This is a genomic window from Halochromatium sp. NSM3, assembly GCF_059621085.1.
This window is the reverse complement of sequence record NZ_JCAQIA010000036.1, coordinates 14413-34573: the sequence shown is the minus strand read 5'-3', so window position 1 is coordinate 34573 and position 20161 is coordinate 14413. Positions and strand designations below refer to the sequence as shown.

Annotated in this window: 23 protein-coding genes; 12 read left to right on the top strand and 11 right to left on the bottom strand. The window is 62.1% G+C overall.

The window, feature by feature from the left end; genetic code table 11:
- The 4 genes from fliO to fliR form a co-directional block, all read left to right on the top strand.
- Positions 1-441 (top strand): flagellar biosynthetic protein FliO (fliO, locus tag AC54T3_RS14045; protein ID WP_496625690.1); only part of this gene is annotated, 441 nt, incomplete at its 5' end.
- Positions 438-1190: a flagellar type III secretion system pore protein FliP gene (gene fliP / locus AC54T3_RS14040; protein ID WP_496625688.1), complete on the top strand. Its 753-nt coding sequence runs from the start codon at positions 438-440 to the stop codon at positions 1188-1190. The genes fliO and fliP, both read left to right, overlap by 4 nt.
- A gap of 17 nt (positions 1191-1207) precedes the next feature.
- Positions 1208-1477, top strand: a complete 270-nt coding sequence (fliQ, locus tag AC54T3_RS14035) for a flagellar biosynthesis protein FliQ (protein WP_496625686.1) — start codon at positions 1208-1210, stop codon at positions 1475-1477.
- Positions 1478-1495: 18 nt separating this feature from the next.
- On the top strand, positions 1496-2284 hold the full coding sequence (gene fliR / locus AC54T3_RS14030; RefSeq protein ID WP_496625684.1) for a flagellar biosynthetic protein FliR: 789 nt from the start codon (positions 1496-1498) through the stop codon (positions 2282-2284).
- A 59-nt stretch (positions 2285-2343) separates the two neighbouring features.
- Here the strand turns inward: fliR and flgL are convergent, their stop codons facing one another.
- The 11 genes from flgL to flgB form a co-directional block, all read right to left on the bottom strand.
- Positions 2344-3636 (bottom strand): flagellar hook-associated protein FlgL, encoded by a 1293-nt coding sequence (gene flgL / locus AC54T3_RS14025; protein WP_496625682.1) that lies wholly within the window; start codon positions 3634-3636, stop codon positions 2344-2346.
- Between the two features lie 20 nt (positions 3637-3656).
- A complete protein-coding gene (gene flgK, locus AC54T3_RS14020) occupies positions 3657-5345 on the bottom strand; it encodes a flagellar hook-associated protein FlgK (protein ID WP_496625680.1) in 1689 nt (562 codons plus the stop codon).
- Between the two features lie 94 nt (positions 5346-5439).
- Positions 5440-6717 carry a flagellar assembly peptidoglycan hydrolase FlgJ gene (gene flgJ / locus AC54T3_RS14015; RefSeq protein WP_496625678.1) on the bottom strand — a complete coding sequence of 426 codons (1278 nt, stop codon included), beginning with the start codon at positions 6715-6717 and terminating at the stop codon, positions 5440-5442.
- A complete protein-coding gene (locus tag AC54T3_RS14010) occupies positions 6717-7907 on the bottom strand; it encodes a flagellar basal body P-ring protein FlgI (protein WP_496625676.1) in 1191 nt (396 codons plus the stop codon). Before AC54T3_RS14010 ends, flgJ begins: the two co-directional genes overlap by 1 nt.
- A gap of 132 nt (positions 7908-8039) precedes the next feature.
- Positions 8040-8729: a flagellar basal body L-ring protein FlgH gene (locus tag AC54T3_RS14005; protein ID WP_496625674.1), complete on the bottom strand. Its 690-nt coding sequence runs from the start codon at positions 8727-8729 to the stop codon at positions 8040-8042.
- Between the two features lie 41 nt (positions 8730-8770).
- Positions 8771-9553, bottom strand: coding sequence for a flagellar basal-body rod protein FlgG (gene flgG, locus AC54T3_RS14000; RefSeq protein ID WP_496625672.1), 783 nt, complete (start codon positions 9551-9553; stop codon positions 8771-8773).
- A gap of 66 nt (positions 9554-9619) precedes the next feature.
- Positions 9620-10378 carry a flagellar basal body rod protein FlgF gene (locus AC54T3_RS13995; RefSeq protein ID WP_496625670.1) on the bottom strand — a complete coding sequence of 253 codons (759 nt, stop codon included), beginning with the start codon at positions 10376-10378 and terminating at the stop codon, positions 9620-9622.
- A 6-nt stretch (positions 10379-10384) separates the two neighbouring features.
- On the bottom strand, positions 10385-11719 hold the full coding sequence (gene flgE, locus AC54T3_RS13990) for a flagellar hook protein FlgE (protein ID WP_496625669.1): 1335 nt from the start codon (positions 11717-11719) through the stop codon (positions 10385-10387).
- A gap of 62 nt (positions 11720-11781) precedes the next feature.
- Entirely contained in the window at positions 11782-12477 is a 696-nt protein-coding gene (locus AC54T3_RS13985; RefSeq protein ID WP_496625667.1) for a flagellar hook assembly protein FlgD, read from the bottom strand.
- Between the two features lie 5 nt (positions 12478-12482).
- On the bottom strand, positions 12483-12893 hold the full coding sequence (gene flgC, locus AC54T3_RS13980; RefSeq protein WP_496625665.1) for a flagellar basal body rod protein FlgC: 411 nt from the start codon (positions 12891-12893) through the stop codon (positions 12483-12485).
- 65 nt (positions 12894-12958) lie between these two features.
- A complete protein-coding gene (gene flgB, locus AC54T3_RS13975) occupies positions 12959-13381 on the bottom strand; it encodes a flagellar basal body rod protein FlgB (RefSeq protein ID WP_496625663.1) in 423 nt (140 codons plus the stop codon).
- Positions 13382-13522: 141 nt separating this feature from the next.
- Here flgB and flgA point away from each other — a divergent pair, with 141 nt between their 5' ends.
- From flgA to cheZ, 8 genes are all read left to right on the top strand, one after another.
- On the top strand, positions 13523-14242 hold the full coding sequence (flgA, locus tag AC54T3_RS13970; protein WP_496625661.1) for a flagellar basal body P-ring formation chaperone FlgA: 720 nt from the start codon (positions 13523-13525) through the stop codon (positions 14240-14242).
- A gap of 65 nt (positions 14243-14307) precedes the next feature.
- The gene (locus AC54T3_RS13965) at positions 14308-14583 is read left to right on the top strand and encodes a flagellar biosynthesis anti-sigma factor FlgM (protein WP_496625659.1); all 276 of its coding nucleotides are present in this window, start codon (positions 14308-14310) and stop codon (positions 14581-14583) included.
- Between the two features lie 16 nt (positions 14584-14599).
- Complete coding sequence (locus AC54T3_RS13960) at positions 14600-15049, top strand: flagella synthesis protein FlgN (protein WP_496625658.1); 450 nt, start codon at positions 14600-14602, stop codon at positions 15047-15049.
- A 208-nt stretch (positions 15050-15257) separates the two neighbouring features.
- Positions 15258-16067 carry a CheR family methyltransferase gene (locus AC54T3_RS13955; RefSeq protein WP_496625693.1) on the top strand — a complete coding sequence of 270 codons (810 nt, stop codon included), beginning with the start codon at positions 15258-15260 and terminating at the stop codon, positions 16065-16067.
- A gap of 70 nt (positions 16068-16137) precedes the next feature.
- A complete protein-coding gene (locus AC54T3_RS13950; protein ID WP_496625656.1) occupies positions 16138-17199 on the top strand; it encodes a protein-glutamate methylesterase/protein-glutamine glutaminase in 1062 nt (353 codons plus the stop codon).
- Between the two features lie 46 nt (positions 17200-17245).
- Positions 17246-18916 carry a methyl-accepting chemotaxis protein gene (locus AC54T3_RS13945; RefSeq protein ID WP_496625654.1) on the top strand — a complete coding sequence of 557 codons (1671 nt, stop codon included), beginning with the start codon at positions 17246-17248 and terminating at the stop codon, positions 18914-18916.
- Positions 18917-18940: 24 nt separating this feature from the next.
- Complete coding sequence (gene cheY / locus AC54T3_RS13940; RefSeq protein ID WP_496625652.1) at positions 18941-19330, top strand: chemotaxis response regulator CheY; 390 nt, start codon at positions 18941-18943, stop codon at positions 19328-19330.
- Between the two features lie 38 nt (positions 19331-19368).
- Entirely contained in the window at positions 19369-20055 is a 687-nt protein-coding gene (gene cheZ / locus AC54T3_RS13935) for a protein phosphatase CheZ (protein WP_496625650.1), read from the top strand.
- Positions 20056-20161 lie beyond the last annotated feature (106 nt).

Sequence of the window (20161 nt, the reverse complement as noted above, 5' to 3'; positions counted from 1 at the left end):
CGCGTACCGCGTGCCGAAACTGAATCGATGACCGACCCCGCCGCCGGCGACGCCGTGGCCGGGGTCGCCGGCGGCGAGGCCTTGATCGGCCTGGCAACGCTCGGCAAGCTCACCTTCGTCTTGTTGCTGATCGTGCTGATCATCTTGGCAGCGGCGGTGCTGATCAGGCGCCTGCGCCTTGGTTCCACGCACACCGCAGCGCTCAAGGTCGTCGGCAGCACGGCGGTCGGCCCCAAGGAGCGGGTGGTCATCGTCGAGGTGGCCTCAACCTGGTTAGTCCTGGGTGTCGGCAACGGTCAGGTCACGCGGCTGCATCGGCTGCCTGCCCCACCGGCCTGCGAAGCAGACCCGACAGCGTCCGCCAGTCTCGACTTCGCCCCTGGCGACTCGTTCGCGACGCGCTTTGCCAAGGCGCTGAAACACAACGCCGGGCTGCGATGAGGGCGCTGTTCCTGCTCGCTTTGCTGCTGGCGCCGGCCTTCCTGTTGCCGGAAGTGGCGCTGGCGCAGCAGATCGAGATCCCCGGGATCTCGAGCCAGCCCTTGGAGGATGGCGGACAACAGTGGTCGTTGTCGCTGCAGACGCTGCTGCTGCTCAGCTCGCTGGCGTTCCTGCCAGCCGTGATGCTGATGATGACCAGCTTCACCCGGATCATCATCGTGCTCAGTCTGCTGCGCACGGCCATGGGCACGCAGTCCACGCCGCCCAATCAGGTCCTGCTCGGCTTGGCCTTATTTCTGACCTTCTTCATCATGGCGCCGGTGTTTGATCGGGTCTACGAGGACGCCTGGGTGCCGCTGAGCGAGGAGGAGATCAATTTCGGGGAGTTCCTGGAGCGCGCCCAGGATCCGTTTCGCGAATTCATGCTCGCGCAGACCCGCGAGCCGGATCTGGCCATGTTCGCGCGCCTAGCTGATGTCGGCCCGATGCAGGGACCAGAAGAGGTACCGCTGCGGATCCTGGTACCGGCGTTCGTAACCAGCGAGTTGAAAACGGCGTTTCAGATCGGGTTCACGATCTTCATCCCGTTTCTGATCATCGACCTGGTCGTCGCCAGCACCCTCATGGCGCTGGGCATGATGATGGTGCCTCCCATCATCGTCTCGCTGCCGTTCAAGCTGATGCTGTTCGTCCTCGTCGACGGCTGGCAGCTGATCATCGGCTCGCTGGCGGAAAGTTTTTACATTTAACCGAAAGGCACCCGCCCATGGCACCCGAGGAAGTGATGAACCTGGCTTATCAGGGGATGCGCGTCGCGTTGTTCCTTGCCGGGCCCATACTCTTATCAGCGCTCGCCACGGGCCTGTTGATCAGCCTGTTTCAAGCCGCGACCCAGATCAACGAGATGACACTGACCTTCATTCCCAAGGTTCTGGCGATCTTCGCCGTGCTGGTGCTGGCAGGCCCCTGGCTGTTACAGGTCATCACCACCTTCACGCGACGGCTATTCACCGAGATACCGCTCATGGTCGCCTGAAGCAGACTCTACGCGAACATGATCGAGGTCAGCTTTGATCAACTGCAGGGCTGGTTGGTGGCCTTTCTCTGGCCGTTCACGCGCATCACCGCCTTTCTTGCCGTGTCCCCGCTCTGGGGGCACTCGAGCGTTCCCAATCAGGTCAAGGTCGGGTTGGCGGTGCTGGTGTCGGTGGTGATCGCAACGACCTTACCGCCGCTACCGGATGTGGCCATCATGTCCTGGGAGGGCTTCGGCATCATGGTCGAGCAAATCATCATCGGCCTGGCCATGGGCGTGGTCATGCAGTTCACCTTCGGCGTGGTCCAGGCCACGGGGGTCTTCATCGGCCTGCAGATGGGTTTGGCCTTCGCCACCTTCTTCGACCCCGCCAGCGGCACCGACATGGTGGTGCTCTCGCGCATCCTGTTCATCATCGCGCTGCTGATGTTCCTGGCCCTGAACGGCCATCTCATCATGCTCGAGATTCTCGCCACCAGCTTCCAGACCCTGCCCATCGGCCTTGGTGGTTTCAACCCGAACGCCTTCGAGATGGTGGCACGCTACAGTGGCGTCGTCTTCACCAGCGGCACCTTGCTCGCCCTGCCGGTCATCGCCCCGCTCCTCATCATCAACCTCGCGCTCGGTATTCTCAACCGTTCCGCGCCACAGCTCACCGTCTTTGCGATCGGTTTCCCGACCAAGCTCATCGGTGGAATCGTGCTGATGATGGTGATGATGAACCATTTCGGGCCGTTCCTGGAACGGCTCTTCAGCCATGCGCTGAGCGTGCAGCAGCAGTTGCTGCACATGCTCGCCCCGCTCTGAGTGGATTCAGGGTCAGGGCCAAGCCCGCCTGAGCCGGCGCTGAAGCGAGCAGCTCAGCCTCAGCGCATGAAATCGAACAGGGACATGCCCTGGATATCGACGAATGCCCGCTGCGAGGCTTGCAGGCCGACCTGACGCAGGCTGTATTCGGTGACCGCCTCGCCATAGTCGAGATCGACCAGATCGGACATCCTCTGATCGTAGTTCAGCATGCGGTTGCTGCTGACGGTGTCGATCAAGTCCAGCTCATTGAGGCGCGCGCCGACCGAGGCGCGTTGAGTGAGGATGTTATCGAGGCTGTTATCGAACTCGCGCATCGCCGTGTTGATGGTGTTGGTGATGTGCGCGCGCGTGTCGGGGGAGCCTTCGCGGTTGAGTTCCAAGACGTCGATGGCGTCCTTGAAGGTCTTGAACAGATCCTGATTCGCTGCGGGATCATCCGCCGGGCGGAGTTGGATCTGATCGCCATCCTTGGGCTCGCCCTCGAGACCAACCGTGATGCCGCCGAATTGCAGTTCTTCGCCGGATTCATAGTCCTTGGGGCCGAGCAGCACCGCATTGTCCGAAGTTCTCATTGCTGTGACTTGGATCGGATCAGTTCCGGTCTGACTGAACTCGATGGTGAACGCCTCGCCAAAATTGGTATCACTAGCGTCAACCCGGTTAGGGCCGGTAAAGGTGACCGTACCCTCATTGCGTATATACCCTTGCTGGGTACCGAGGTCGATCGAACCTGCGGCTTCCTTCTCCGCCCGCGCCACATAGTTGGTCCCACCCGCGACACTCTGGAAGAGTGTCTTGCCATTGTCGGTGATCGGCATCAGCCGCGCGGTATCGACGCGCTGCTCGCGCACCTGATCGTCGCCTCGGTAATCGATGCGCGCGATGCCAGGACCGTCCGTATTGCGGAAAAAGGGCGGCGCTTCGTCCTGATAACCACCGAACAAATAGTGATTATTGCCATCGGTCGAGTTGGCCTGGCCGATCAGGGTTTCGTACAGACCGCGCAGTTCGGAGGCAATCGACTGGCGATCCGTGTCGTTCAGGGTTTCGCTCGCGGCCTGCACCAACAATGTCTTGCCCCTGATGACCAGATCGCTGGAGCTGCTCAGGACGCTCTCGGTCTGCGACAACGCATTGCGGGCGCTGACACGGGAGTCGGTATTCTGCTGCGTGACGGTTTGGGCTTGCGAAACGCGCACTGCGCGCGAGGCGTCCTGCGGATCATCGGCGGGCGTGACGACGCGCCGGCCGGTGGCAATCTGCTGACCGACGCGGAGGAACTCGCTCTGCTGGCGATTCATCGAGTTCATGCTCTGCTCGAACATGGTGACGGTGCTGATGCGCATCATGGTGGGATCGCCCTCTTGAATCAGTTACGCAGGCCGAGGATGGTATCGATCAGGGTCGAGGCGGTATCGATCACCCGGGCGTTAGCGGCATAGTATTGTTGGAAGCGGATCAGATTCGCGGCTTCCTCGTCGAGGTTGACGCCGGATTCGGACTGCTGCAGCGCTTCGAGCTGTTCGGTGATGCCCATACTGGCGTCCAGATTCACTTGGACGATGTTGGTGCGGTTGCCGACGTCCGAGACCATCCCGGCATAGGCTTGGGTCAGCGTCGCGCGGCCACCGACCAATTCCTCGTTCTGGAGGTTTTGCAGTGCTATCGCGTTGCGGTTGTCGCCGGGGCCGAAGAGCGCATCATTCAGGCCAGCGGCAACCTTATCCAGATCACTGATGACCGTCTCCATGCCACCAGCGGCGCGGCGCACTGGCTGGACCTCGAAGCGGTCGTTCTCCGCAAGTTCGTCTGCGTCATCAAAGGTAACCACAACGCCACCAAAACTCAGTGTTGCGTCGGTACCATCACTATTAGGATCAGCGAAGACAACCTCACTGGCATCCAGGATCTGCCCGGTGTCTTTACGGATCACCGTAAAGTCCGATGCCCCACCAGGAACAGCTGCGGTGTTCACCCGCACCTCATAATCGGTCGCCCGCAATAGGCCAACATTCGGCTCATCGAAACGCGCATCGGTAATCTCCGCCGTGCCGCTATTGCGATCATTAGAAAAGGTCACAGGCTGACCGATATCGAAGAAATCCCCGCCCTGATCGCCATTGAGATCGCGCCCCAGGCGATGCTGATCGTTGAATGCGATGACCATCGAGGCGGCAAGCTGGCCGATCTGATTCTGCGTCTTGTCCAAAGTCTCGCTGCGGAAGCTCATGAGTCCACCGAGAGCACCGCCAGTGATCAAGCCCTCATCCAGCGGAATGATGCTCGCATCCGCCCGGCGCCCATCCTGATACCCGATCACCGTGCGTTGCGGATCAGTCGGCGAGTCGATGGCGTGGAGTTGAATGGCGGTGTTGCCCGTGACCAGTTGCTGGCCATTTGGCAGGCTGACGTTGTAGGTCTTGCCGTCCTGGATGTTGAGCCGCACGTCCATGCGCTCATTGATCTGCTTGATGACGTAATCGCGTTGATTGAGCAGGCCGTTCGGCTCTTGGCCGCTGCTGGCGCGTGCGCGGGAGATCTCCTTGTTGAGTCCGGCGAGCTGATCAGTGAGATTGTTGATCTGGGTGACTTCGTCTTGGATCTGACTGTTGACCCCATCCTGCATGTCCTTCAAGTAACCGTCGAAGGCGCGAAACTGCGAGGTCATGATGTCCGCCGTGCCGAGCATACCCTGGCGCGAGGCCGGATCGGCCGGACCCGAGGCCAGATCCTCGATGCTGGAGAAGAAATTCTGCATCAGCGGCGAGAGCCCGGCCTCGCGGTCGGCGAGTAGATTGTTGATCTGGCCCACCTCTTGTTGGTAAGCCTCCAGGCTGCGGGTGTTGGCCAGCGAATCGTTGAGCTGATCGGCGACGAACTGGTTGAACTGGCGCTGGATTTCGTCGACCTGCACACCACGGCTGACGGTATTCTCACTGATGATCGTCACTTCCCGGTTGTAGCCGGGCGTGTAGACGTTACTGATATTGTTGCTGGTGGTCTTCAGCGCGTTCTGAGCCGTGTTGAGGCCACTGAGCCCGATGGAGTAGATGCTCATGTCAGTTGTTTCCGTCAGCGAAGTCCAAAGCCTGTTCGATAGCCTGTCTATCGGCAGGTGAACGACAATCTTTAGGGTCGGCGGCCGCGTGTGCTCAGTTGCGCTGGAACAGCGGGGTGTTGCCGGCTTTCGCCATCAATGGCCCAAGATTGTTCATGATGGTGATCAGCTTATCGGCATAGGCGGGGTCGGTGGCGTAGCCCCCCGCCTGCAACTCACGCGCAGCCTGCGCGGGGCTTTGTGCGGCGCTGACCCCGGCATAGCGTGGATTGGCGCTGATCAGGCGGGCATAGTCGGTGAAGGCGGCCTCGAATGAAGCATAGACCCGGAAGCGATCGCTGATCCGGGTGCGTTCACCATCATAGTATTCGTGGGTGACGATCTCGGTGGTTGGGCCGGTCCAGCGGCTGCCGGCCTTGATGCCGAATAGGTTATGGCTGTTGCGGCCCTCGGCGGTGATGATCTGATGCCGGCCCCAGCCGGTCTCCAGCGCCGCCTGCGCGAGGATCAGTTCGGCCGGCACACCGCTCTTGCGACTGGCGGCCTGGGCCGGAGCCGCCAGCTGCTCGCGGAAGGCATGGACATGCGGCAGCGTGTCCTCACGGGCGGCGCCCATTGCGACGGATTGAGGCGGCTGACCGCCCGGCGCATTGCCCCAGGCACCCAACAAGCCGCCGGCGGAAGGCCCCCAGCCTTCCGTCACATGGCCCATGGCGTCGTTCCAGCCAGCACGCAAGCCACCGCCCGTCGCGCGTCCCTCGTTCTCGCCGAGCAGAGAACCCGTCGAGCGCCCGCCCCAGGCGTCCAGGAAGCTGGCGGGAGCGGCATCGTGTTCTGCATCGTTCGCCGCTGCGGCTGCCGCCTCAAGCTCCGACGGGCTCGAGCGAGGCGTTTCAACCAACCGAGGAACACCGCGCGGGATACCGACGATCAGTTCAGCGAGGTCGACCGAATCCGGCGCTGGCGCCGTCTTGCCCCCGACATCGCCTAGAGCATTGGCTGCATCGCTCGCTGGCCCGGCAGCGCTCGCAGCAGCGCCAGCACCAACACCACCAGCACTCGCCCCACCGTAACGACCCGACTCGAACTGCTCGACCAAGAGATCGGCGAGACCGACACCACGTTCGGCCATGGTCTGAGCCCATTGGTGATCGAGCAGCGACTGGTAGAACTCGGTGTGGCGGCTATCGGTGAGACCGCTGCTGGGCACGGTGGCGCGCATGCTCTTGATCATCTGGTGTAGGAACAGGGCCTCGAACTGCTGCGCCGCCGCCCGCGTCGCCTCCGGAGTCTGCTCACGAGCCCCCTGCTGCAGCCGTTGCAGTCCCTGCATGTCAAGCGCGAACTGGCCCTCGGCACCATCTAGGCGCATCAGAGGATCTCCAGATCGGCGCGTAGCGAGCCGGCGGCCTTCAGCGCCTCAAGGATCGCCATCAGGTCCATGGGGCTCGCGCCAAGCGCGTTGAGCGCGCTGACGACCTCAGTCAGATCAGCCCCTCCCACCATGCGCAGGAAGGTATTCTGTTCTTCGATAGTGATCTGCGTATCGGGCACGACCACGGTTTCGGCGCCGATCGGAGCGAAAGGCAGCGGCTGACTGACCTCGAACTGGGTGTCGATGACGACGGAGAGGTTGCCATGGGCGACTGCGGCGCGACGGAGGGTGACGGCGCTGTTCATCACCACCGAACCGGTACGCGGGTTGATCACCACCCGCGCCGGTGCCTCGGTCGGCGTCACCTGGATGTTCTCGACGCGCGCCAAGAAGCCAAGCCGGGTGTGGTCGTCGGGCGGTCCATTGAGTTCGATCACCCGGCCATTGACGCCCTTGGCCATGATGCAGCCGAACTCCTCGTTGATGGCATCGACGACGCGCTGCGCAGTGCCGAAATCCGACTCCTTGAGCACCAATTCGAGCAGTCCGTCGCGGGCACCGAGATCGACCGGCACTCCCTCCTCGACGAGCGCACCGCCGGGGATGCGCCCGGCCGCGAGTTGGTTGATCTGTACCATATCCCCGCCGCCTTCGGCGCCGGCGCCCGGCACCAGCAGGTTGCCCTGGGCGATGGCGTAGATCTCGCCATCGGCGCCCTTGAGCGGCGTCATCAGCAGCGTACCGCCACGCAGGCTGCGCGCATTGCCGACCGAGGCGACATTGACATCGAGCCGCTGCCCGGGGCGCGAGAACGGCGGCAGATCGGCGGTGACCATGACCGCCGCGATATTGCGCAGCTGCATGTTGGTGCCCGGCGGCACCGTGATGCCCAACTGCGAGAGCATGTTGGTCAGGCTTTGCCCGGTGAAGGGCGCCTGCATGGTCTGATCGCCGGTATTGTCCAGACCGACCACCAAGCCATAGCCGACCAGCGGGTTATCGCGCACGCCTGCGAAATAGGCCAGCTCGCCGATGCGCTCAGCCGACGCCGGCGGCGGCAGCGCGAGGGCGCCGGCGAGCACCAGAAGTAGACCGCTCAGTAGCCAGCCGATCGGTCGCTGTCGCTGGTCGGCCGCTCGCAGGCGAGCGTGCTGGCGGACGTGTCGGACAGACGGATAGGCTGGCATGCCGACGCGCGCACGGCACCGAGCGGGATGCGAACGGGGCGTGTGGGAAACGATGATCGCCATAGGGTTCATCAGCTGAATGATTCAAGGCCGTGAGGCTGGGGTTCCAGGCCGGAACGCCGAAAGCCGGTCCTAGAAGGGCGAGACATTGAGGAAGAAGCGCTGTAGCCAGCCCATGTGTTGGGCCTCGTTGATGTAGCCGTCGCCGACATACTCGATGCGCGCGTCGGCCACGGTGTTCGAGGGCACGGTGTTCTGCCCGCTGATGGTGCGCGGATTGACCACCCCGGAGAAGCGGATGAACTCGACCCCCTGATTGATCGCGATCTGCTTCTCGCCGCGCACCCGCAGGTTGCCATTGGGCATCACCTCGTTGACCGAGACGGTGATGGTGCCGGTGAAGCTATTACTGGCCTGGGAGTCGCCGCCGCCGCTAAATTCGCTGCCGCCGGAGACATCGAAGCCTAGCTCCTCCAGCTCCGTGATGCGATCGGCAAGCGGGATTGGCAGCTGCGCCATATTGAGATTGGCGGCGCCGTTGCGCGAAGCGCTGGACTGGGCGTTCTTGGTGGCGCTGACCTCTTCATCGAGCACAATGGTGAGGATATCGCCGGGCAGGCGCGGGCGACGATCCTCGAACAGCGGGCGGATACCGCGGTGGCGCTGATAGATCGAGCCGTTCGCGAGTCGTTGCGGCGGGTCCTCGATCAGAATCCGCTCCTGCTCGCCCACCACCGATGGCCGCGGCATCTGCGCGCAGCCGCTCGCCACCAGCAATAGCGGTAGCAGCCAGACGCAGCAGGCAATCAGGCGGGGACTCATACGCCGACACTCATGCGCGGGAACTCACACCAAGCCCCAGCCTAGAGCTGCGCCAGGCGAGCCAGCATCTCGTCGCTGGTCTGGATCGCGCGGCTATTGATCTCATAGGCGCGCTGGGCCTGAATCATGCTCACCATCTCCTCGACCACATTGACGTTGGAAGTCTCCACATAGCGTTGCATCAGCATTCCGGTGCCATTGAAGCCGGGGAGGTTCTCGTTCGGCGGCCCCGACGAGGCGGTCTCCATGTAGAGGTTACGGCCGACGCTCTCGAGGCCGGTATCGTTGATGAAGGTAGACAGGGTAATCTGGCCGACCTCCTCGTCCTCTGGCTGCCCAGGCAAGCGCACCGAGACGATGCCATCCTCGCCAACGGTGATATCGAGGGCATTGTCAGGAATGAAGATGGCCGGCTCCAGCGGGAAGCCGTTCACGGTGACGAGCTGGCCGTTCTCATCGCGTTGAAAAGCGCCGTCACGGCTGTAGGCAATGTCGCCATCCGGCATCAGCACCTGGAAAAAGCCCCTGCCGTTGATCGCCAAATCCGTCGAGTTACCGGTGAACTCAGGGCTGCCCTGGGTGTGCAGACGCTCGGTCGCTACCGGACGCACACCAACCCCGACCTGCATCCCCGAGGGCAAGCGATCCTGTGCATTGTTCAAGGCACCAGGCTGGCGCAGGTTCTGATAAAGCAGATCCTCGAACACCGCGCGCGATTGTTTGAAGCCATTGGTGCCGACGTTGGCGAGGTTATTGGTGATGACATCAAGCTTGAACTGCTGGCCTTCCAGCCCAGTCTTGGCGGTCGAGAGCGATCGGATCATGAGGGAGGTTCCTTAAAAGCTGTGCTGGGGAGTCATGCGAGCGTCGTGATGGGGCCGCGCCGCGCCTCAGCCTTGCAACGCCAGCAAACTATTGGCGCGTTGCGTCGTTTCGTCGGTGGTGCTAATCACCGATAGTTGCATCTCGTAATGGCGGGCCGCGTCGATCATCGCCACCATCGCCTCGACGGCGCTGACATTGCTGCCCTCGAGGCTGCCGCTGGCTAACCGCACCGCCTCATCTTGGGGCAAGTTGGGGATATTGCCGGCGTCATCCTCGGGCAGGCGGAAAAGGCCATCGTCACCGCGCTCCAAGACCTCTGCGCCGGGATCGACGAGCTTGATGCGGGCGACATCGGCGATCGCCTCCGGCCCCTCGCCGGGACCGATGGCGCTCAGGGTGCCATCCTCGCCGAGGCTGAGCTGGGAATCGATCGGCACGATGATGGGGCCGCCGTCGCCGACCACCGGGCGACCGACGATCTTCAGCACGCCGTTGTTATCGATCTGCAGATCGCCGCGACGGGTATAGGCCTCGGTGCCATCCTCGGCCTGCACCGCGATCCAGCCGCGCCCGTCGACGGCAGCATCGAGCGGACGGCCGGTGGTGTTGATCGGGCCAGGGGTGAAATCGGTGCCGGGCGTGGAAGCAACGGTCGAGGCGCGCGTGGGTAGCGGCGCCTCGCCCTGCACCGGCACCGCGCGCGCCGCGAACAGCTGCGCGCGAAAGCCGGCGGTGGCGACATTCGACAGGTTGTTGCCGACCACCGCCTGGCGGTCCATGCCCTGCTTGGCGCCGCTCATGGCGGTGTAGAGGATGCGGTCCATGAGTGATTAGAGGTTGATGATGGTTTGCAGCAACTCGTCCTGGGTGCTGATTGAGGTCGAGTTGGCCTGATAAGCACGCTGCGAGATGATCATGTTGACGAGTTCGGTCGCGAGATCGACATTCGAACTCTCGAGCGTCTGGCCCTCGATGGTGCCGAAGACGCCGGTGCCAGCCACGCCGATGTTAGGCTGCCCGGACGCTCGCGCCTCACGCCAGGCATTGTCGCCATCTGGAGACAATCCTTCGGGATTGATGAAATTAGCGAGCACGATTTGGCCAGCAGCGCGGCGTTCTTCATTGCTGAAGATGCGCATGACCGTGCCATCATCCTCGATTTCGATACCGATCAGCGCGCCGGGCGCATATCCATCTTGGGTCAGGCTGTTTTGGACCGATTCGGTGTTGAATTGGGTGGTTCCCGCGAGGTCGAGGTCGAACTCGAGATCTGCCGCGCCACCAAGATCGTAAGGAGGAGTACCAGCTAAATTAGGGAATGTTAGTGTAATTTCTCCATCTACTGCGGTCCCATTAGGATCAGTCGCGACTCCACCTAGGGCTGTAATGGCACCACCAGCAACTAACTCACCGTTCGAGTCAAAGTTTAATGTAAATTCAGAAGCAGCCCCTACATTTACAACTCCATCTAAAGCAACTGTTGCCGTCCAAGTATTATTAGCTGTTTTCTCATAATAAACCGAAATTGTTCGCTCATTTCCAAGCGAATCAAAAGTCGTGAAGCTAGAGGAATAATGGTAGTCGACGGGGGTAACAGTTCCCGCAGTGTCCACAAGATCTGCGGTCTGGACACTCGTGGGATCAGTCGTGGAATCAATCGTAGAAGAATCCAAATTATAGATTGCATCTGCTTGAGTCGTGGCGTTAGGACCAAGAGCATCTTGCGGAATCTGTATGCGCTGCGGCGCGCCGCCAGCGGCAAGTGCCGAGAATGGGTTATTCGGGTCAGTCAAACCAAACCCCGTCAAAAACTGACCGGTTCCGTTGACAAGGAATCCGTTAGCATCTTGGTTGAATTGACCATTGCGGGAATAGACGATCTCACCGTTCGTCTTCTCCAGGCGGTAGAAACCTTGGCCCGCGATCGCCAAGTCTAGGGCGCGACCAGTATTCTCTAAGGCTCCAGAGGAAAAGTTCTGCATGATATCAGTCACGCGAACACCTAATCCCACCTGGTTACCACCGCCAGCACCGGCAAAAATATCAGCAAAAAGGGCTCGAGAGTTTTTGAAACCAACCGTTTGCGAGTTGGCGATATTGTTACTGATAACTCGGATGTTTTCGCCCTGCGCGCGCAGGCCGCTGAGTGCTTGTGAGAAGCTCATTGAGATGCTCTCCTTATGATTGGATTGGGCATGAGATCGGCTTTGGAGTCTAAGGTTTTGGCTCAGAGGATCTGGCGGATCGCGTCGAGGCCCACCTGCCCATAGATGGCGCCGAGATCGAGCTGGACATCACCATTACGATCCTGCGGCGTCACTGCGCCCACCTGGGCGTAATTCAGAGTCTCGGCGGCGATGGACTCTTCATCAGCGTCAAGCGCCTCGAATTGCACGCGATAAGCACCAGATTCAGCGGCCACGCCTTCACTGGTGAGACCGTCCCAGTTGAAGGAGTGGATGCCCGCGTCGAGCGCACCGAGTTCAAGGCGACTAAGGACTTGCCCAGCAGAGTCGGTAATGATGGCCTGGACCTTCTCGGCCGGCTCATCCAACTCAATGCCGAACGGCGTCGTGAAGACCTCGCCCTCGTCATCCTTCTCCAGCAGCACCTTATTGCCCGGCACCATCACGCCCTTACCGATTAAGGTGCTGGCCTGCAATGCCTGATTAGCGTCGATCTGGCCGGTGATGAGCTTGAGGGTTTGATTGAGCTGCTCGATGCCACTGACCGTGTTGATCTGCGCGATCTGCGAGGTCATCTCGGCGTTCTCGAGCGGGTTGAGCGGGTCTTGATTCTGCAGTTGGGTGGTGAGCAGGAGCAGGAAGCTCTCGCGCAGTTCGTCGGACTGGCGCTGGCTCAGCGGCGGGGTGCCACCGGCGTTGGCGCTCGCCGCTGCAGTGTTTTCAATGCCGTTGATCATCTCTATTAACCCTCTCCAATGGTCAGCGTCTTCATCATGATCTGCTTGCTGGTGTTCATGACCTCGACATTGGCCTCATAGGAGCGCGAGGCCGAGATCATGTTGACCATCTCGTGGACCGGCTCGACATTCGGCATGCGCACATAGCCTTGCTCGTCGGCGAGCGGGTTGTCGGGCTGGTACTCCAGGCGAAAGGGTGCCGGATCGTCCTGCACCTCGCGCACCCGCACGCCGCCGATGCCGCGCGTCTTGTCGCTCGCTAGGCTCTCGAAGAAGACCTGCTTGGCGCGATAAGGTTCACCCTCGGGATCGGTGATGCTGTTGGCGTTGGCGAGGTTGCTGGCGGTCACGTTCATGCGCTGGGACTGGGCTTGCAATGCCGAGCCGGCGATATCGAAGATGGAGAAGAGGGCCATCGGCGCTGTTCCTGAAGCTGATTCTGATCGATGATGCGGGGGCGATGCGGGCTTGTCGGAGGCACTTACTCGGGCTGCATGGCGTTCTTGAGCCCCTGGATGCGGCCGGTGGTCAGGTTGATCCCCACCTGATAGCGCATGGCGTTATCGAGGAACTGGGTGCGCTCCTGTTCCATCTCGACCGTGTTGCCGTCCAGGCTCGGCTGCGCCGGGATGCGATAGAGCAGCCTATCGTCCTCGAGGCTCAGCAGCGGCGGAGCCTGGCCCGGGATGTGGCGCACCGAGGTGCGATTGAGCTTGAGCCCTTCTTCGGTTTGGCGCTCACGCTCGAGGGCTTTCTTCAGCTCGCTGGAGAAGTCGATATCGCGCGCCAGGTACTTGGGCGTGTCGGCATTGGCGATATTGCTGGCGAGTACCTCGTGGCGCTCCTGGCGCAGGGCGATGGCCTTTTGGCCGAACTGGAAGGCGGCTTCAAGCTGGTCGATCATCCGCGTCCTCTGGCGAGCAGCGCTGTCTGTGAAGTAAGGTGAAGCATAGTCTGCCAAGTGCAAGCCCAAAGGGGCAAACAACCTCGCTTTTCGCGATTATTTCCGTTTTTCAAAAAGAATCCGGGGGTTATAGTCCAATCCATGCGCTGGTGCACGCTCAATCCCTTGCTTGGGCCTTTGGCTTTTGAGCCGCTTGCACTGGTGCTGCTGCTCGCGCCACTGTGGGCGATCGCGACGCCGGCGCGCGCCGATGAGGCGATGTTACAGGCGGTCCAGGCCTTCTTGCATGAGCAAGCCAGCGAGCAGGGCGAGGATTTGATGATCGAGCTTACCCCGCCCACGGCGAAACTGCCACCCTGCCGTTCGCCCGAGCCCTTTCTGCCTGGGCGCACACGCGCGCTCGAGGGGCGCATCTCGGTCGGCGTGCGCTGCGGCCAGCAAGGGCGCCAGGTGCGCTATCTGCAGGCCGAGATCAGCCGCTATGGCGACTATCCGGTGCTCACACGGGATCTGGCGCCCGGCACCCTGGTCACGGCGGACATGCTGACGCAGCGCCAAGGCAACCTCAGCGATCTCCCGCGCGACTCGGTGCTCGAGCCGGAGTCGATCATCGGCCAGGTCGTTCGCCAGCCACTCAAGGCCGGCGAGCCCTTGCAGCAGCGTCAATTCCAGCCCAAGCTGTTGGTGAAGCGCGGCCAGCAGGTCGTTGTCGAGGCGCGGGGCGCCCACTTTCGCGTCTCCCGCGAGGGCGAAGCACTGGATTCCGGGGGGCTCGGCGAGCGCGTGCGGGTGCGATTTGGGCGGCGCGAATTGATCAACGCCACCGTCGTCGGCCCGGCCAAACTGGCAATTGACTTTTGAGTTGACTAAAGTTCCCTCTACGCAGGCCGATAATAAAAGGAAGCATTGGGCATGAGGCAAGTACCTTGAAGATCGACATCCACCATCCACTGTATCCTGTCAGCCAACCGGCGAAAGAACCGTCCAATAAGGTCGAGGGGCCGACGCGCGGGGATTCCGGGCAGACGCCCCCGGCCGTGCAGACGCATCTGCACCGCGAGGCTGCGGCCACTGATCAAGACATCGACCTCGTCAACGTCGAGGCGATCCGCGAGGCGATTCGCGAAGGCCGACTCGAGATCCGCGCCGATCGCATCGCCGATGGGCTCATCGCCAGCGTCCGCGATCTCCTCGAACGCTAGACAATTAGGTAGAATAATGAGTCTTGCAACACTGCTCGGCACGCAACGCGATGGCCTCCAGCGCCTGACGCTGCTGGTGGAACAAGAGTGCGAGGCGCTTGCGGCGGGCACCATCGATGGCGAGTTGCTGCAACGCATCGCCGCTGATAAGCAATCGCTGCTGGAGCAGCTCGAGCACAGCGAGCAGCAACGCCGCGCGCTCCAGGCCGAGCACGGCTATCCCGAGGGCGACGAGGGCGCCCGACAAGCGGCGCGCGAGGCCGACTGCCTCGATGACTGGAACGCGGTGCGCGCCGCCAGCGAGCACGCCGCCCGGCGCAATGAGCTTGCCGGCTCGATGCTTTGGATGCGCCTCAAGCAGAATCAACGCATGCTCGACCTGATCCATTCGGTCTCGGAAAAGACGCTGTACGATACGCAAGGACGCACCGGCCCGCGATCCGGGCGCATTAAAGTGTCGGCCTGAGCGCGCGCGAGCGATCACCGACCAGCCCCACCCTCGCAGCTGTTTAGCCTATGCAGAAAGCAGCCGCAGCGATAAGCTGCCCCGATTGCCCGTGCGTCGGGCCCACGACGGGGCGGATTAGCCAGGGGACGAAAGGATGGGGGGAAGCTTGAACGATTTCGCGCAGCAGCCGACCGCCTCGACCAGTGGTTGGTCTTCTTATGGATCGGTGGATCGGGATCTCGAACTGACCGATACCGACTTCAGACGCATTCGCGAACTCATCCATCAGCGTGCCGGCATCGTGCTCGCCGAGCACAAGCGCGAGATGGTCTATAGCCGCTTGGCCAAACGCCTACGCCACTACGGGCTGACGCGCTTTAGCGATTATCTCGCGCGCTTGGAGCGACGACCCGATGCCAAGGAATGGGAAGCCTTTACCAACGCCCTGACGACGAATCTCACCGCTTTCTTCCGCGAAGCACACCATTTCCCGCAGTTAGCCAAGCACATTCAAGACCGCACCGGCGCCGTGCGGGTTTGGTGCTCGGCCGCCTCGACGGGCGAGGAGCCCTACTCCATCGCCATCACCCTCAGCGAGACCCTTGGGTCGCGCGCCGCAGACGCGAAGGTGTTCGCCACCGACATCGATACCGAGGCTCTGGCCAAGGCCCGCGCGGGCATCTATCCGCTCGAGCAGGTGCACAAGATGGACGAGGCGCGGATCAAGCGCTTCTTCCAACGCGGCACCGGCGGCCAGGCCGGGCTGGCGCGCGTGCGCCCCGAGTTGCGTAACATGGTGGAATTCGAGGTGCTCAATCTGCTCGCCCCCGGATGGTCGATCAAAGGGCCATTCGATGCCATCTTCTGTCGTAACACCATGATTTATTTCGACAAGCCGACCCAGGCCCGCATCCTCGAGCGGTTCGCCCCCCTCCTCAAACCGGATGGCTTGCTGTTTGCCGGCCACTCCGAGAACTTCTCCTATATCACCCAGGCCTTCCGGCTGCGTGGCCAAACCATCTATACCCTAGGCTGACAGCAGGTATCAGGTGCGCCAGGTCAATGCAAGCATGTGCCGTCCCATTATCAGGTAGAGGAGACCTGCCTTGAGTTCAGCCAAGATAAAGGTCCTCTGCGTCGATGACTCGGCGCTGATTCGCGACCTGCTCAGTGAGATCATCGGCAGCCAGCCGGATATGGAGGTCGTCGCCTTGGCCTCGGACCCGATCGTGGCGCGGGATCTGATCAAACAACACAATCCCGACGTGCTCACGCTAGACGTCGAGATGCCGCGCATGGATGGCCTCGATTTTCTCGAACGACTGATGCGCCTGCGCCCGATGCCGGTGCTCATGGTCTCGTCGTTGACCCAGGCCGGCTCGGAAGTCACGATGCGCGCGCTCGAACTCGGCGCGCTGGATTTCGTCGCCAAGCCCTCGCTCGGCATCCGCCGCGGCATGCTCAGCTATACCGAGGAGATCACCGAAAAGATCCGCGCCGCCGCCCAGTCGCACCCGCGCCAGGCGGTACATCGCCGTGAAGCCCCCCCGGAACGGCTCAAGGCGCCCATCATCTCGAGTGAAAAGCTGCTCATCATCGGCGCTTCGACCGGCGGCACCGAGGCCATCCGCAGGGTCTTGGAGCCCTTGCCAGCCACCAGCCCGGGCATCCTGATCACACAGCACATGCCGGGCGGCTTCACGCGCTCGTTCGCCGAGCGGCTCGACCGGCTCAGCCAGATCGCGGTGAAGGAGGCCGAAGACGGCGAGCGCGTGCTCCCGGGCCATGCCTACATCGCCCCCGGCGGGCAGCATCTGAAGCTGGCCCGCAGTGGCGCCAACTATGTCGCGAAGCTCGATGAGGGCCCGCCGGTGAACCGGCATCGTCCCTCGGTGGATGTGCTCTTCCATTCCGCCGCGCAGTATGCCGGGCGTAACGCCATTGGCGTCATCCTCACCGGCATGGGCAAGGATGGCGCGGCCGGTCTGCTGGAGATGCGCAACGCCGGCGCCCCCACCATCGCCCAGGACGAGGCCAGTTGCGTGGTCTTTGGCATGCCGCGCGAGGCGATCGCACTCGGCGGAGCCAGCGAGGTGGTGACGCTCGAGGCGATCGCGCCGCGACTGATGGAATTGGCTGCCGCCTCTGGGCGCGCGCAGCGGGTCTGAGCCCTTTCGGGACTCGGTTCGACGACGACACACTCAGGATGACCCCATGTTCACACAGATGAAAATCGCGTCCCAGCTCAGCCTGCTGGTGGGTGCCTTTGCAGCGGCCATGATCGCGCTCGGGGTGCTGGGGCTGTACGGGCAAAACGCCGCCGTGCAAGGACTCCAAACCGTCTACGAGGATCGCGTGATTCCGCTGCGCCAGCTTCAGTCCATCGTGGAGAGCTATGCCGTCAATATCGTCGACTCATCGAACAAGGTCAGCGATGGCATCCTCGATTGGTCCCGGGGTCGGGAGAATGTCTCCACAGCACTCGATAAGATCAGCTCGAGTTGGGATGCTTACCTAGGCCACGTATTACTGCCGCAAGAGCAGCGCCTGGTCGATGGGATCAGGCCACTGATGGCGAATGCGGAGCCTGTCCTTGCCCGGCTGCGGGAGATCCTGCAACGCGAGGATGGCGAGGCGCTCGAGCAGTTCTTAAGCGATACCCTCTACCCCGCCATCGACCCCATCTCCGAAGGCTTTAGTGCCCTGATGGATGTGCAGTTGGAGGGGGCCAAGGCCGACTATCAACAAGCATCAAGCCAGTACCGGAACATCCGCGTCATCACCATCACCATCTTGGCGATGGCCCTGCTCGGTGGCATCCTACTGGCCTGGTTTATCATCGCCAGGATCAATCGTCAGTTGGGGGCCGAGCCCTATCAGGTGGCCGCGATCGCCAATCAGGTCGCCAATCAGGATCTGAGCCTGGAGATCGATACCAGGCCCAACGACAACAGCAGTGTGCTGGTGGCGATGAAACGCATGGTGGCGCAACTGGCGAGCGTGATTGGCGAGGTACGCCAGAGCGGCCAGGCGATTCATGGCGGCGCGAGCGAGATCGCCACCGGCAACGCGGATCTCTCCTCGCGCACCGAGCAGCAAGCCTCGGCGCTGGCGCAGACCGCCTCGAGCATGGAAGAGCTGACCGCAACCGTGAAGCAAAACGCCGATAATGCGCGCCAGGCCAGTGGCCTCGCCCTCGAGGCATCCTCCACCGCCGAGCGCGGGGGCGAGGTCGTGGGTCGCGTGGTGAAGACCATGCATGGGATCTCGGCAAGCTCCCAGCAGATCGCCGAGATCACCAACGTGATCGACTCCATCGCCTTCCAAACTAATATCCTGGCGCTCAATGCCTCGGTGGAAGCGGCGCGCGCCGGCGAGCAGGGTCGCGGCTTTGCCGTGGTCGCCGGGGAAGTGCGCAATCTGGCCAGCCGCAGCGCCGATGCGGCCAAGGAGATCAAGACCTTGATCGAGGGCGCCGTCGCCCAGATTCAGGACGGCTCATCGCTGGCCGAGCGCGCCGGGGCGACCATGGAAGAAGTGGTTGGGGCGGTGCGCCGTGTGACTGATATCATGGACGAGATCTCGGCCGCTTCCCAAGAGCAGAGTCAGGGTATCGATCAGGTCAGTCAGGCCGTGGGCCAGATGGATCAGGTGACCCAGCAGAATGCGGCGCTGGTGCAGGAGGCCTCGGCAGCGGCCGCTTCCCTCGAGGAGCAGGCGGACCGCATGGAGCAGGCGATCTCGGCATTCCGTCTGAGCAAGACAGCGACGAGCAGGTCCAGTCCACGCTCGAGCGCACCGCACAAGACCGCTCAGTTGGAGGCCCCGCGCAAGCGCGATCAACATCCGCCCACGGCGTCCGAAGACGAGTGGGAAGCCTTTTAGCAACGAATTGACAGAGAACTCGCGATGGTAGACAAGAGCATTAGTATCCTGGTGGTGGATGACTTCCCGACCATGCGGCGCATCGTGCGCAGCCTACTCAAGGAGCTGGGCTTCTCGAATGTCGAGGAAGCCGAGGATGGTCAGGACGCCCTGAACAAACTCAAGGCCGGTGCGTTCGATTTCGTGGTGGCTGACTGGAACATGCCCAATCTCGACGGCATGGAGATGCTGAAACAGATCCGTGCCGACGACGGGCTCAAGCATCTGCCGGTGTTGATGGTCACCGCCGAAGCCAAAAAAGAGAACATCATTGCCGCAGCGCAAGCTGGGGCGAGTGGTTATGTGGTCAAACCCTTCACCGCCGCCACCCTTGATGAAAAACTGAACAAGATCTTCGAGAAACTGGGCTGGTAATCCCGGAGCAACAAGGCCCGGATGACAGGAGAGAGACGATGACCTCAACCACGAAGCCCGATGATGATCAGCAAGGCCTCGAGCACCTGATCAACCGCATCGGTAACCTGACGCGCATGTTGCGCGATAACATGCGCGAACTCGGGCTCGATAAGGAGATCGAGAAGGCCGCCGAGGCCATTCCCGATGCGCGCGAGCGGCTGAGCTATGTCGCCAATATGACCGAACAAGCGGCGAATCGGGCGTTAAATGCCATCGACCGCGCACAACCGTTGCAGGAGGAACTCGGCACCCGCGCCAAGGAACTCGACGAACGCTGGGGCGAGTGGTTCGCCGAGCCCAAGGAACTCAACGAGGCGCGTGAGCTGGTCCAGGAGACGCGCGCCTTTCTCGGCGGGGTGCCGGAGAAGACCGACGCCACCAACAAGGAATTGCTCGAGATCATGATGGCCCAGGACTTTCAGGACCTGACCGGCCAGGTGATCAAGAAGATGATGGAAGTCATCCATGAGATCGAAAGTCAGCTCGTGCAGGTTCTCATCGATAACGTGCCCGAGGGACAGGCGCGCGAGCAGATGCAGCGCCGTGCCGATAGCAGCAAGCAAGCCGGCGCCAGCGGACGCGACGAGAGCCTGCTCAACGGCCCGCAGCTCGACCCCGAGGCCGCCGATGTCGTCGGCAATCAAGACCAAGTCGACGCGCTGCTCGACGAGCTTGGCTTCTGAGCCAGGCCGGGGCCGAGACGCGTTTCCCGCCTGATCGCCCAAAGTGCGGCACGAGTCACTATCCCTCAGGCCACCACTCGCGCACAATGGTACGGATTCAAACGTG